10 protein-coding genes and 1 pseudogene are annotated in these 11755 nt (G+C 66.0%); 5 read left to right on the forward strand and 6 right to left on the reverse strand.

The genetic code is table 11. The features are described 5' to 3' along the window. Positions 1-7: 7 nt before the first annotated feature. Both folE and ACV4UZ_RS20650 read right to left on the reverse strand, forming a co-directional pair. Positions 8-595 (reverse strand): GTP cyclohydrolase I, encoded by a 588-nt coding sequence (gene folE, locus ACV4UZ_RS20645; protein ID WP_491602666.1) that lies wholly within the window; start codon positions 593-595, stop codon positions 8-10. Next, the gene (locus ACV4UZ_RS20650; RefSeq protein ID WP_491602667.1) at positions 592-1257 is read right to left on the reverse strand and encodes a DUF1826 domain-containing protein; all 666 of its coding nucleotides are present in this window, start codon (positions 1255-1257) and stop codon (positions 592-594) included. Before ACV4UZ_RS20650 ends, folE begins: the two co-directional genes overlap by 4 nt. Before the next feature lie 134 nt (positions 1258-1391). On the opposite strand from ACV4UZ_RS20650, the gene ACV4UZ_RS20655 reads away from it, so the two are divergent. Beyond that, positions 1392-1571, forward strand: a complete 180-nt coding sequence (locus tag ACV4UZ_RS20655) for a hypothetical protein (RefSeq protein WP_491602668.1) — start codon at positions 1392-1394, stop codon at positions 1569-1571. A 106-nt stretch (positions 1572-1677) separates the two neighbouring features. Further along, positions 1678-2982, forward strand: a complete 1305-nt coding sequence (locus ACV4UZ_RS20660; RefSeq protein WP_491602669.1) for a magnesium and cobalt transport protein CorA — start codon at positions 1678-1680, stop codon at positions 2980-2982. A 268-nt stretch (positions 2983-3250) separates the two neighbouring features. On the opposite strand, the pseudogene ACV4UZ_RS20665 reads toward ACV4UZ_RS20660, so the two are convergent. Continuing rightward, a pseudogene (locus tag ACV4UZ_RS20665) lies at positions 3251-3790 on the reverse strand (integrase core domain-containing protein); the annotation flags it as partial. Between the two features lie 264 nt (positions 3791-4054). Between ACV4UZ_RS20665 and ACV4UZ_RS20670 the strand changes: the two are divergent. From ACV4UZ_RS20670 to ACV4UZ_RS20680, 3 genes are all read left to right on the forward strand, one after another. After that, positions 4055-5818, forward strand: coding sequence for an EAL domain-containing protein (locus tag ACV4UZ_RS20670; RefSeq protein ID WP_491602670.1), 1764 nt, complete (start codon positions 4055-4057; stop codon positions 5816-5818). A gap of 79 nt (positions 5819-5897) precedes the next feature. Beyond that, on the forward strand, positions 5898-6947 hold the full coding sequence (gene phnD / locus ACV4UZ_RS20675; protein WP_491602671.1) for a phosphate/phosphite/phosphonate ABC transporter substrate-binding protein: 1050 nt from the start codon (positions 5898-5900) through the stop codon (positions 6945-6947). Further along, on the forward strand, positions 6944-9010 hold the full coding sequence (locus ACV4UZ_RS20680; protein ID WP_491602672.1) for a putative bifunctional diguanylate cyclase/phosphodiesterase: 2067 nt from the start codon (positions 6944-6946) through the stop codon (positions 9008-9010). Before phnD ends, ACV4UZ_RS20680 begins: the two co-directional genes overlap by 4 nt. Positions 9011-9195: 185 nt before the next feature. On the opposite strand, the gene ACV4UZ_RS20685 is transcribed toward ACV4UZ_RS20680, so the two are convergent. From ACV4UZ_RS20685 to speB, 3 genes are all read right to left on the reverse strand, one after another. Further along, positions 9196-9375 (reverse strand): hypothetical protein, encoded by a 180-nt coding sequence (locus ACV4UZ_RS20685; RefSeq protein WP_491602673.1) that lies wholly within the window; start codon positions 9373-9375, stop codon positions 9196-9198. A gap of 44 nt (positions 9376-9419) precedes the next feature. After that, on the reverse strand, positions 9420-10622 hold the full coding sequence (locus ACV4UZ_RS20690; RefSeq protein WP_491602674.1) for a type III PLP-dependent enzyme: 1203 nt from the start codon (positions 10620-10622) through the stop codon (positions 9420-9422). 340 nt (positions 10623-10962) lie between these two features. Continuing rightward, positions 10963-11754 carry an agmatinase gene (speB, locus tag ACV4UZ_RS20695; RefSeq protein WP_491602675.1) on the reverse strand — a complete coding sequence of 264 codons (792 nt, stop codon included), beginning with the start codon at positions 11752-11754 and terminating at the stop codon, positions 10963-10965. Position 11755: the final 1 nt, after the last annotated feature.

Consider the following 11755-nt stretch of genomic DNA (forward strand, 5'->3'; position numbering starts at 1 on the left):
TTCCTCCCTATGATCCGGCGCCACTGGGTCCGCACATCAGAAGAACATCTCGGCGAAGGTTCGGATCCGTGTCAAGTGCTCCACGGCTCACCACCGTCACCGTATCGGTGCCCGTCTGGCGCGCTCCGCGTTCGGTAACGCAGTGATGGCGGGCGGACACCACCACCGCGACGCCCCTGGGACGGGCCACCGCCTCGACGATATCGGCGATCTCCCTGGTCAGGCGTTCCTGTCCCTGCAACTGGCGGGTCAAGGCATCGACCACCCGCGCGATCTTGGACAACCCCAACAGATGCCGGTCCGGCAGGTAACCCACATGCGCCACGCCCTCCATGGGCAGCATATGGTGCTCGCAATGGGAATAGATCCGGATTCCGCGCACCAGCACCAGACCGCCATAGCCGTCCGCCGGCTCCATGGCCTCGGCCAGCAAGGCCTGGGGATCGGCATCGTAGCCGCTGAACAGTTCGGCATGGGCGCGAGCCGCCCGACCAGGCGTTTCCACCAGCCCCGGACGCGAGGGATCGTCACCGGTCGCGCCGATCAGGGCGGCCATGGCCCGCGAACGGGCGATCGTCGGGTCTTCCGCGTTCATCCCACCGTCTCCGCCGGGTCCAGCGCCAGAAACATGCGCCAGTCGCCGTCTCCCAGCGGTGGCGAGCGGTGCAGAAGGCCGCCGCCGGTATGGTTGGGCCAGCGCTCGCCCTTCATCACCCCGACCCAGAACGGCTGCAGCGACTGCACTCGCGACCAGTCCCGGACAATGGACTGGTTGTCGCCGGATCCAACACCGGCCCGGTCGCCGGCATCGGCGGGCAGCCACTGGGTTGCGGGACCACGATAGGTACAGACCATGCGGACCGGCACATGGTCCGGATGGAACAGTCGGCAGGCATCGTCGGTGACGCAGTCCAGCCTCAGCTTGACCGAGCCGGCACCGGACAGCCTCGAGAAAGCTACCACCAGACGGGCGATGTCGGCGGCGAAGATCCGGCGCCCATGGCCGGCGGGAAGGCCGGCAGCGACCAGTTCCCGCTCCACCTGAACGGCCGCCCCCACCGCGCGGATCTCGCATCGCAGGCAACGGAAATCGGCTATCGCATGATGTTGCAGGAACGTGGCGATGGCCGGATCCGGCGCCCGGGGCAGGATCGCCATGGTGATGCCGGGCTCGCGGATGGAAGCCAGACCGTCCAGGCTGTCGGCCCAGACCAAATGGGAAAGGGCGAGGTGGGCGGGGGAAACGTTGGTGGTCATGGCGGCCTGTGACGGGAAGGATCTCATTGGAAGCGAATATGTTATGTTATAACATACTGCGCGGATCAAGGGTACCGATCATCTCTTCCGCCGCCGCATCCTCCCTGTTGGCCTGGAGCGCCGCCCGCCGTGTGGTGCCAGCCACCGTGCTGGTCTGGCTGGTGGGCGACGCCATGAGCCTGGGCGGCTTCGCCGCCGGGCTGGCGGTGGCCATGGCCTCTCGGGGCGTCAACACCCGCAAGATGGCGGCCGAGGAGCACGGAGATGACCATGACAATGGCGGCAAGGGTCCGTCCCGCACGGCACCGCCTTGATGACCGTTCGGTGACAACTTCCCGGCATGGGAAGGGTGGCCTTGAATTCGGTCCATGGGTTCATCATGGTCTTTGGCTCCCTACCCCAGTTTTCCGGCGAGAAGCGATGTCGCTGATGGCGGTCACCGAGCTGCTGAACAAGCACCGAATCATCGAGGACATGCTGCGGGTCCAGCCATCGCGCCGTCCCGAACTGGTCGAGACGGTCGTGCAGAACCAGCATACCGCCGAGTTGCGGGCGCTGCTGTCGCGGCTGTCGGCGGGCGAGATCGGCCGCACGCTGGAAAGCGTTTCCCCCGACGACGCCAAGCTGCTGTGGCGCCATGTGGCCCAGGACCGCATGAACGACGTCCTGTGGGAGGTTTCCAGCGGGCTCGGCGCCCATCTGGCCGGCAACGTCGAACCCCTGTTCCTTTCCGGCGAGGTCATGGCCTGCGAACTCATCGACGGCCGGATGCGGATCGTCCAGGTGGTGTCACGCGGCGAGATGGAAGCCCTGCGCCCCATCTGGATCGACGTTCTCGGCGCCTCCAAATCGGAGCGGGGCTGGCTCGGCCGGCATTTCGGCCTCGACCTGCCCGATCCCGAGGATCTGACCGACCTGGAGGTCAGCGCCCGCTTCTATGTGGAGGAGAACGGCGAACTGCACCTCCACTCCAACTTCCTGCTCGACCGCGACGGCCATTCCCGCAGCGTGCCGGTGGCCTTCATCGTCCACGCCGACACCCTGTTCACGGTGCGCAGCGAGGAATTGCCGGTGTTCCGCCTGCAGCGGCTGCGCATGCGCAGCCAGCCGGGAGAGATATCCGATTGCAAGGACCTGCTGCTGGCCCTCTACGGCGCCGACGTGGAATATTCCGCCGACGCCCTTGAAGGCACCTACGAGACCCTGCGCCGGGTCGGCCGCAAGGTCCTGAGCGAGAATGTCAGCGATGCCGACGCCGCCCGCATCCTGGGCAACATCGCCGAGGAAGAGGACCTCAACGGCCGCATCCGCGGCAACATGCTCGACACCCAGCGGGCGGTGTCGTTCCTGCTGCGCGGCAGACAGCTCAACCCGGTGCAGATGGAGGATGCCCGCGAGATCATCCGCGACATCGAATCCCTCAACACCCACACCGCCTTCCTGTTCGAGAAGATCAACTTCCTGATGGACGCCACGGTGGGCTTCATCAACATCAACCAGAACCGCCGCGTCTCGCAGCTGACGGTGGCCGGCGTGGTGTTCATGCCGCTCAACGTCCTGGCCGGCATCGGCGGAATGTCCGAATTCTCCATGATGACCCAGGGCATCCCCTGGCCCGTGGCCTATGGCGCCTTCACCGCCGGGATGATCCTGGTGGGCTGGGGAACCCATACCATCCTGAAGGTCTTCGAGGCCCGGAGCGCCAGGAAGGCGGCCAAGGCCTGACGGCGCCGGCTGACCAAATCCAAGCCACCCTGGGCCAATGGGCTGGCCGAGCGCATGACCAGAACCATCAGGGACGCGACCGTAAGGCGGCGCCTTTACGATAGCCACGGTCACGCTTGGCAGCCACCGCGACGACTAAGTTCTGGCCTACAATTTCGCCAAGCGGCTCAAGCCCCTCGTGCGGGGCACGCCATACGACGACATCCGCAAAATCTGGGCGGCCGATCCGGAACGATTCAGGCACGATCCATTCCAGAAAATGCCGTGACTAGATGTTTAGTCCCGGCATTTGATGGATCGGGTCAAGCTTGAATCGCTTTGGCTCTGTTGTCCAGATTTTGCAGATGTATTCGTATGGTGTGAGGCCCTTGAGGGTCTTGAGGCGCTTGGCGAAGTTGTAGGCCAACACAAAGTCATCGAGGTGGGCGCGAAGCTGAGCGTGGTTGTCGTAGAAGAACCGCTTCACGGTCGCTTCCTTGATGGTGCGGTTCATGCGCTCGACCTGCCCGTTGGTCCAAGGATGCTTGGGCTTGGTCAGGCGATGGTCGATGTCGTTCTGGGCGCAGGCAAACTCGAAAGCATGGGCGCGGAACCGCTCGCCCCGTTGCATCGCCAGCTTGATGTCAGATGCTGCCGAGGCCTTGTTTCCTGGGGTCGTGAAGTGGGTGCCGTTATCGGTCAACACGGTGTGGATCGTGTAGGGCACCGCCTGGATCAAGGCCCGCAGGAAGTCAGCGGAGATACGTGTCGTCGCCTTCTCATGCAACTGGATAAACGCGAACTTGCTGGTGCGGTCTGCCGTGTAGAACCTGGCCCATAGTGCCTCCTTCCACTCCGTGGACAAGAATGCACCATCAAATGCCGGGACTAAACAGCGACCGAACAGATGTTCACCAGCCCGCGGCACCCCTGACTCAGGGCTACATCACCGGCCGGTTCGGTTGACCCTCGCCCTTCGAACGGTGAACTTTTTCTGACGGCCCCTCGCCCCACGTGTTTGTCCATTATCAATTTGGCATGATGCCGCCGTGCGGTCGCCATTTGTGGTGGCAGCGGATCACGAAGCCGTGCCATGCCCCCTCATGTTGAATTGAGCCCTGGATTTCCAGGCCTCCGTCTGGCCTTTCAGGCCATCGTGAACGTCCATACCGGGCAGTGTTTCGGCCACGAAGCACTGCTGCGCGGCTGGAACGGCTGCCAGGAGCAGACCGCCACCGAATTGCTCGACCGTTGCCACGCCGCCGGACGTCTGCTGGACCTTGAACTCGCCGTCCGCGCCCGGATCGCCGAGATGGCCTCGCTGCAGCCCGCCCTGTCCCAGGGGGCGCTGTTCCTCAATTTGGACTCCCGCTCCGCCATCCATCTGGAGACGCTGCTGGGAGATATGCAGCGCGCGCTGCAGACCGTCTTCGCCCACGTGGTGACCGAGATCGCCGCCCTGCCCGCCGAGGCGGATTCACCGGACTATCCCGCCAAGCTCATGCGCCGCGGCGGCGGCATGGTGGCTGTGGACCGGTTCGGAGCCATGCCCCATTCCCTGGCGCTGCTCACCGGCTGCAATCCCGACTTCATCAAGATCGACCAGTCGCTGATTTCCGGCCTGGACAGCGACGCCCGCAAGCGGGTGGTCCTGGCCCAGATCATCGGCATGGCCCACACCCTCGGCGTCGAGGTCATCGCCGTCGGCATCGAGAACGGCCGCGAGCTGATGGTGTGTCGGGAACTGGGGCTGGATCTGGTTCAGGGCAACTTCATCAATCCCCCGCAGGAGGATTTGCAGCGCCTCACCCTCAGCTATACCCATGTGGAGGTGCTGGCACGCGAGGACCGCCGGCAGCGGCAGATCGACCAGAAATGGGTGCTGCAGCAGATGGACCAGGTGCCGGCCATTCTGGCTGATGCCTCCATGAGCGAGATCTTCGAGCGCTTCGCCCGGTCGTCCGACAACGCCTATGCACCGGTCGTGGACCACTCGGGGCGACCGCTGGGCATCGTGCGGGAACGCGACACCAAGAACTACGCCTATTCCAGCTTCGGCAAGGACCTGATCGCCAACAAGTCGCTGGGGCGCCAGGTCCGCGACTTCATCGTGCGCTGCCCCATCGCCGACATCGGAACGCCGCTCGATCAGATGCTGGCGCTCTATGCCGCCGTCGAGGACACCGAGGGAATCCTGCTCAGCGAGCATATGGTCTATCGCGGCTTCCTGAGCGCCCGCTCGCTGATCCGTGCCATGCACGAGAAGACCCTGGCCCGGGCGCGGGATGAAAACCCGTTGAGCAAGCTGCCCGGCAACGTGGTCATCAACGAATACGTGGCCGATCGCGTCACCGCCGGGACCGGAGCGGTGCTCGCCTATATCGATTTCGACAATTTCAAGCCGTTCAACGACACCTACGGCTTCCGTCAGGGCGACCGGGCCATTCTGCTGTTCGCCGAACTGTGCCGCAAGCGGGCCGACCCGCAGACCTGGTTCGTCGGCCATATCGGCGGCGACGATTTCTTCGTCGGAATCAGCGGCGCCGGCCGCGACGAAGCCGCCCAGGCCATCGGCGGGCTGATCGGACGTTTCGCCTCGGACGCCGAGAGCTTCTACGACCACGAGGCCCGCCAGCGCCGCTGCATCACCGCCCAGGACCGCGAGGGCCACGTCAAGTCGTTTCCCCTGCTGTCGGCCAGCGCCGTCCTGTTCGTGCTGCCGCCGGGATGCACCGGCATCACCGTGGACGACGTGGCGTCGGCCATCGCCGCCCGCAAGAAGGACGCCAAGGCATCGCCGGACAAGCTCGTCGTCGTCGAGGCCGGCCTGGATGACCAGAGTCACACCGGAAGTTAATCGAACCTTAACCGCCTGACTGGTCGGACCACGCTATGTTGCGTCGCGGGATGGGGCTTGCGTTTCGTGGATGAAAGGGATGTCCATGCTCGACTCCTCCGCCATAAGGAGAAAGCGGACAGGCTTTTCCGTGCTGGTGATCTGCCTGACGGCCATGATGGCGGTCCGATCCGTCCATGGCGCGGAGAGTCCCCGGACACTGGGGTTCGCCCTCATCTCGCCGCAATCCAGGCAGGAGATGGAAGCCAATTGGGGGCCGGTGGTGACCGCGCTGGGCCGGCATCTCGGCATGCCGGTGACCCTTGCCGTGTCGGCCGACTATGCCGGGGCGATCTGGAGCCTGCGCTCCGGCCGCGCTCATCTCGCCTGGCTGGGCAACAAGACGGCCATCGAGGCGGTGGACCACGCCTCGGCCGAGGTCTTCGCCAAGGAAACCTATCCCTCCGGTCTTGGCGGTTATCACACCTACCTGATCGTCCACAAGGACTCCCCCTATTTCAGCGCCGAGGACGTCATCGCCCACGGGCCGGAACTGACCTTCGCCCAGGGAGACGTCAACTCGACCTCGGGCACGGTGGTTCCCGGCTACTACCTGTTCGCCAGCCGGCAGCTGGAACCCCGCAAGCTGTTCAAGCGAACCGTCCACGCCAACCACGAGGACAACATCCGGGCGGTGGCCGAGGGGCGCAGCCATGCCGCCACGGTAGCCAGCCTGACCTACGACCAACTCCGGCGGAGAGAGCCGGAATTGATCGATGCCGTCCGCATCGTCTGGCGCTCCCCCCTCATTCCGGCCGACCCGCTGGTCCGACGCGCCGACCTGCCGCCCGAACTGAAGACGCGGATCGCGGACTTTCTGTTCGGCTACGGGCAAGCGGCGGCCGGCAAGCCGCCGGCGGTGCTGGCGGAGGAGCGGAAAGTTCTCGACCGCCTCGACATCAGGAGCTTCGTGCCCTCCGACAACCGGCAGCTGATTTCGGTGCGGCTGCTCGAGGTCGCCAAGCGACGGATGCAAGTCGAAATGGACCCGCTGGTGACGCCCGACGACAGACGCCGCCACCTGGAGGATGCCGACCGCCAGATCGCCGAGCTGGAAAGGCTGAACGGCAGGATCGGAAGCGGACAATGAATATCTCCCTGGTCCATCGGGCCCCCCTCGCCATCGGCCGCAAGCTCCTGCTGATCGTCCTGCCGTCCCTGCTGTTCGGAACGCTTGCGATGTTCTCGCTGTTCGAGCATTACAGCGTCCGCGACCGCCTGTCGGCACTCAATGCCCGCCTCGACAGTTTCGCCATCACCCAGGGGGCCTCCCTGGTCAAGCCGCTGTGGGAGTTCGATTCCGCCGCCGTCGACCGGCAGTTCCAGTCCTACGCCGACGTTCCCGAACTCTTCGAGGCGAAGGTCTACGGCGTCGATGAGCAACTCCTGGCCTCGGTCCATGGACGCGACACGGACGGATGGCGCGAGGTTTTCCGCAAGGCCGTGCCCCTGGTGCAGCAGACCCCCGGCGGCAATTATTCCATCGGACGCCTCGAGGTGGCCTTCCATGACGGAAGGGTGCGGGGTGAACTCGGACGCCTGCGCACCGGGGCGGCCATCGTGCTGTCCGGCGCCTTCCTCCTGGTGGCCGCCGTCTCGTTGGCTGCGGTGCGCCATCTGGTCACCGAGCCTCTGAGCCGGCTGCGGCATTCGCTGCACCACAACACCTCGGTTCTGATGCGCGAGCCCCTGGTGTGGTCCAGCCGCGACGAACTGGGCGAGGTGGTCTCCGCCTACAACCAGCTCCTGGCCGAGATCGACCAGCGGACCGAGGACATCCACCAGCTGGCCTACCACGACCTGCTGACCGGCCTGCCCAACCGGCGTCTGCTGGAGGACCGCATCGGCCACGCCATGGCGCTGGCCGAGCGCCAGCACCGTTCCATCGCCCTGCTGTTCGCCGACATCGACAATTTCAAGGTGGTCAACGACACGCTGGGGCACAAGCAGGGCGACGCCCTGCTGAAGATCATCGCCGAACGGATCGGCTCCATCATGCGCGGCATGGACACCGTGGCCCGCTGGGGCGGCGACGAATTCGTGATCATGGTGGAAAGCCTGAACTCGGCGGGCGAGGCCGCCAGCGTCGCCGAAAAGCTGATCGAGACCATCGGCGTGCCGGTCCAACTGGGCAGCAACCTGCTGCGGGTCGGCGTGTCCGTGGGCATCAGCATCTTCCCCCAGGACGGCGCCGACATCACCACCCTGATCAAGAATGCCGACATGGCCCTGTTCGAGGCCAAGGGCCGGGGGCGCAACACCTTCCACTTCTTCGACCAGGCCATGAACGCCCGGGCGCTGCGCCGTCTCGACATCGAGATGGCGCTGCGCCAGGCCATCCCCCAGAACCAGCTGGAACTGCACTACCAGCCCAAGATCGCCTCGGCCGACGGCACGCTGGCCGGGGTGGAGGCGCTGGTGCGCTGGCGCCGGCCGGGCGAGGGGCTGGTGCAGCCCGACGAGTTCATCCCCCTGGCGGAGGAAAGCGATCTGATCGTCGCGGTCGGCGAGTGGGTGCTGCGGGAAGCCTGTGCCCAGATCAAGGCCTGGGACGCCAAGGGCTTGGGCGAGGTCGCCGTTGCGGTCAATATCTCGCCCCGCCACTTCCTCCACGAAAGGGACGTGGATGGTATTTTCCGCATCGTCGAGGAGTCCGGCGTCCGGCCCGAGCTGATCGAGATCGAAGTCACCGAATCCACCTTCATGCACGAGCCGGAAAAGGTGATCGGCTACCTTCGCCGCCTGCGCGAGCGGGGATTCAGCATCGCCATCGACGATTTCGGCAGCGGTTATTCCAATCTGGCCTATCTGCGCCGCCTGCCCATCACCACCCTGAAGATCGACCGTGCCTTCGTGATGGACATCGAGCAGAACGCCGACAATGCCGAGATCATCCGCGCCATCATCGCCATGGCCAACGCCATGGGGCTGGGGTTGATCGCCGAAGGCGTCGAGAACCGGCATCAGTTCGAATTCCTGCGCCGCGCCGATTGCGGCGTGGTGCAGGGATACTACTTCTCCCGCCCCCTGCCGCCCGCCGATCTGGAGGCGCAGCTGGTCCGCATGGAGCCCGAATCGGTCGCGCAGCTGTCGCTGCGCCCGCCGCAAGGGGGGGCTGGAATCCCCCTTTCCGCCGTCCTCGCCACCAGTTGAACCATCACCCTCCGACCTGACGGTGGATGCTCTCGGCCTGCAGGCGCCGGGCAGCGTAATGGCGCCGCACTTCTCGTAGGCCCCAACACGAAGTCCAGGCGGGGGGCTGGCCGCTTGGACAACCGCCCCGCAGTATAATCGGGAGACGTGGCCGGCGGTGCTACGCTTCGCCTGCGCTCATCCTCCTATTTCCGGCCCAGCAGGGTGTTGGTCCGCGCCACCGCCTCCCGGGCCGCTCCCAGCAGGCCCTCCTTGGTGATCACCGCCGCCGTGGAAATGGTGGTGATCTCGGCGGCCCGGTCCAGCAGGTCGAAGGCCAGGGCCAGTTCGCGGCCGGCGTCGATCAATCGGGTCCAGTTTTCCATGATATCCTCCCCTCTTCTTGCTTGGTTCCAGTTCCATCAAAAAATCAGGCGGCCCGGCGGGGCAGCGGCAGGGCGGCGGGTTCCCCCACCTCGACGCGCAGCAGCTCGTCGAAGCCGTTGAACCCGGTCCTGAGGCAGGCGCCATAAGCCCCCATCTGGCCGATCTCGATCCAGTCACCCTCGGCCACGTCGGCGGGCAGCAGGAAAGGTCCCCGCATGCGGTCCAGGGAGTCGCAGGTCGGACCGAAGAAGCCAAACGGGTGCAAGGCGGCATGGCTGGCTCCGGCGGCCTTGATCAGGCGGCAGGGATAGCGCCAGGCCAGCGCCCCGGCGTCGGACAGGGTGCCGTAGACGCCGTCGTTGATGAACAGCATGTCGCCGCGCCGCCCCTGCACCTGGACCACCAGGGATTGGCAGCCGGCCACCAGGGCGCGCCCGGGCTCGCACCACAGGGCGCAATCGGCCGGCAGGTCCATGCGGACCACGCCCTGGCGGATGGCCGCCATGAAGGCCCCCAGCGGCGGCGGCCGCATGTCGGGATAGGCGACGGGGAAGCCGCCCCCCACATCCAGCACGTCCAGCCGGATTCCGGCGGCGCGGATGACCGCGTCGGCCTGGGCCAGGGCGCGTTCCCAGGCCGCCGGATCGCAGCATTGCGAGCCCACATGGAAGGACAGCCCCACCCGGGCGAGGGCGGCGCAGTCGCGCAGCAGCCGGACGGCGGCGTCCGGCGGAGCGCCGAACTTGCCCGACAGGTCGAGGCGGGCCTCACCCTTGGCGAGCCCCAGGCGAACGATCAGCAGCAGATCCTTGGCGCCATCGGTTTCCTCGACGATCTTGCCCAGTTCCTCGGCGCTATCGAGCACGAAGTCGCGCACGCCGTGCGCGGCATAGGCCTCGCGGATGGCCGAGCGGGCCTTGACCGGGTGCATGAAGTGAATTCCGGCATCGGGGAACAGGCGGCGCACCAACCGCACCTCGGCGATGGAGGCGGCATCGAAATGCCGGATGCCGCCCTCGGACAGGGCGCGCAGCACCATTTCGTCGGGGTTGCACTTCACCGCATAGAGGACGGCACCGGGAAAGCTCTCGACGAAGCGGGCCGCCTCCCTGCGCGCCCTGGCCGGGCGCAGGCACAGCATGGGGATTTCTGGACGCAGGGCCAGCACCGCCGCGCGCACCGACGGCAGAGCCCCGTGGTGGCCGGTCAAGGAACGAGGGCGGGTACGATAGCGGGTGACGTTCATGGCGATGACTCCCCCCGAACAGGGATGAATCCACCCGTTCCCCGGACCGAGCCGGGGAAACGGCAACCTTCAGCAAGGAGACGGCCGGAGTTCGGTCAGACGAACGCCGGAACCGTCCTCACAGACTGAGGCGGCGATGAGGATTGAACTGGGGGATTACGCCCAAGACGTGGGTCGTCAACATGTCCACCTCCCTTTCGGGTACCGGCCCATTTCTGCCGGCTCCTCCAAAAAGGACGCGATCGTCGTTGCATAACCTACAAAGGGCCATCGGCACGTGCGTGTGCGTCACTGAATTGACTTATAGCCCCATCCAGGGCAGCGGACAATTGGAGAATTGTTACAATTTTCCAGGAGGTTGCAGGGTCAGGTACTGCCACAGGATCGAGGCCGCCGCCAGGGCGGTGATCTCGGAATGGTCGTAGGCCGGCGCCACCTCCACCACGTCCATGCCGACGAAACGGAGTCCCGCCAGACGGCGCAGGATGGCCATCACCTGCCAGGTGAACAGTCCCCCCACCTCGGGCGTGCCGGTGCCCGGAGCCTGTCCCGGGTCGATGGCGTCGATGTCGAAGCTGAGATAGGCCGGATCGTCGCCAACCACCCGGCGGACGGACTCGGCCACCCATTCCGGCCCCTGAAGGTGAACCTGCTCGGCGGTGACGATGGTCACCCCCCGCCCCACCGTCCAGTCGTACACCTCCCGGGGCATGGGAGAGCGGATGCCGATCTGGATCATCCGCCGGGGATCGACCAGCCCCTCCTCGAGGGCATGGAAGAAAGGCGATCCATGGGCCAGGGGCTGGCCGAAATTATCCGGCCAGGTGTCGATATGGGCGTCGAAATGAACCAGCCCCACCGGGCCGGTCCGCCTGGTCAGGGCGCGCAACAGGGCCAGGGTGACGGTATGGTCGCCGCCGATGGCCAGCAGATGGCCGATACCGCTCGCCTGGCGCTCGATCATCTCCAGGGATTTGGGGATGTCGCCCAGCGCCAGGGAGAAGTCGCCGACGTCGGCGACGGCCAGATCGAACGGGTCCGTCCAGCCGGCCGGATTGGCGCCGTCGGCCAGCATGCGGCTGGCCCGGCGCACCGCGTGCGGCGCCTCGCGGGCGCCGGAGCGATTGGTCACG

It is taken from the genome of Paramagnetospirillum sp., assembly GCF_058402745.1.

Excerpts from the sequence above, each read along its gene's own strand:
- folE (WP_491602666.1), bottom strand. The coding sequence starts at position 595 with ATGAACGCGGAAGACCCGACGATCGCCCGTTCGCGGGCCATGGCCGCC.
- ACV4UZ_RS20650 (WP_491602667.1), bottom strand. The coding sequence starts at position 1,257 with ATGACCACCAACGTTTCCCCCGCCCACCTCGCCCTTTCCCATTTGGTC.
- ACV4UZ_RS20660 (WP_491602669.1), top strand. The coding sequence starts at position 1,678 with ATGTCGCTGATGGCGGTCACCGAGCTGCTGAACAAGCACCGAATCATC.
- ACV4UZ_RS20670 (WP_491602670.1), top strand. The coding sequence starts at position 4,055 with ATGCCCCCTCATGTTGAATTGAGCCCTGGATTTCCAGGCCTCCGTCTG.
- phnD (WP_491602671.1), top strand. The coding sequence starts at position 5,898 with ATGTCCATGCTCGACTCCTCCGCCATAAGGAGAAAGCGGACAGGCTTT.
- ACV4UZ_RS20680 (WP_491602672.1), top strand. The coding sequence starts at position 6,944 with ATGAATATCTCCCTGGTCCATCGGGCCCCCCTCGCCATCGGCCGCAAG.
- ACV4UZ_RS20685 (WP_491602673.1), bottom strand. The coding sequence starts at position 9,375 with ATGGAAAACTGGACCCGATTGATCGACGCCGGCCGCGAACTGGCCCTG.
- ACV4UZ_RS20690 (WP_491602674.1), bottom strand. The coding sequence starts at position 10,622 with ATGAACGTCACCCGCTATCGTACCCGCCCTCGTTCCTTGACCGGCCAC.